The sequence below is a fragment of the Phreatobacter oligotrophus genome (assembly GCF_003046185.1).
Lineage (GTDB): Bacteria > Pseudomonadota > Alphaproteobacteria > Rhizobiales > Phreatobacteraceae > Phreatobacter > Phreatobacter oligotrophus.
Map to the genome: position 1 here is coordinate 1 of NZ_PZZL01000063.1, position 1,194 is coordinate 1,194.

General features: G+C 64.3%; 1 pseudogene. It reads left to right on the plus strand.

The features are described 5' to 3' along the window. Positions 1–59 precede the first annotated feature (59 nt). A pseudogene (locus tag C8P69_RS23365) lies at positions 60–1,168 on the plus strand (IS3 family transposase). Positions 1,169–1,194 lie beyond the last annotated feature (26 nt).

Here is a 1,194-nt window from a genome sequence, read left to right on the forward strand (position 1 = left end):
TGACGTTGCCCCCGTCGAAGCCCTCGGTTTGAACTGGACTCCGTCGAAAGGAGACGGAGATGAAGAAGAGCCGGTTCACGGAAGACCAGATCATTGGGGTTCTGAAGGAGCATCAGGCGGGGATCCCGACGGCCGAGTTGTGCCGCAAGCACGGGATCTCGGACGCGACCTTCTACAACTGGCGTAACCGCTTCGGCGGCATGGAAGTGTCGGATGCCCGACGGCTGAAGAGCCTCGAGGACGAGAACCGGCGGCTGAAGAAGCTGCTGGCGGAATCGATGCTGGACGTCTCGACGCTGAAGGAAGCGCTGGGAAAGTTCTGACGCCCAGGACAAGGAAGCGCTTCGTGACCTGGGCGATCGAAGAGAAGTGCTACTCGCAGCGGCGTGCCTGCGGTCTGGTTGGGCTCGACCCGAAGACCTACCGCTATGCGTCGCGGCGGCCGGATGACACCGCCGTGCGGGAGCGGCTGAAAGAACTGGCGCAGCAGCGGCGGCGGTTCGGCTATCGTCGCCTGCTCATCCTGCTGCGGCGTGAGGGCCTCAAGCTGAACCACAAGAAGCTGTTCCGACTCTATCGGGAGGAGCGGCTGACGGTGAAGAAGCGCGGTGGTCGCAAGCGGGCGCTGGGCACGCGAGCGCCGATGACGCTGCCGCAGGGACCGAACCAGCGGTGGAGCCTGGACTTCGTCTCCGACATGCTCGCCGATGGCAGGCGCTTCCGCGTCCTGGTGGTGGTCGACGACTTCACCCGCGAGTGCCTGGCGCTCGTCGTCGACACGTCACTGTCGGGCATGCGGGTGGCGCGGGAATTGGACACCATCACCGGAGCGCGTGGACGGCCGCTGGTGATCGTCTCGGACAACGGCACCGAGCTGACATCGCGGGCGATCCTGCAGTGGCAGGAGGACAACTGCGTCGAGTGGCATTACATCGCGCCCGGCAAGCCGACCCAGAACGGCTTCGTCGAGAGCCTGAACGGCCGCTTCCGGGATGAGTGCCTCAATGAGCACCTGTTCCGCGGCATGGCAGCCGCACGCCGCATCATCGAAGAATGGAGGATCGACTACAACGAGCACAGGCCGCACACGAGCCTGCGCGGCCTCACCCCAAACGAGTTTGCAACCCGGTCCAGACAGGACCACATGGAGAACAGAGTCCAGTTATGAACGAGGGCTGATCGGGGGCAACGTCA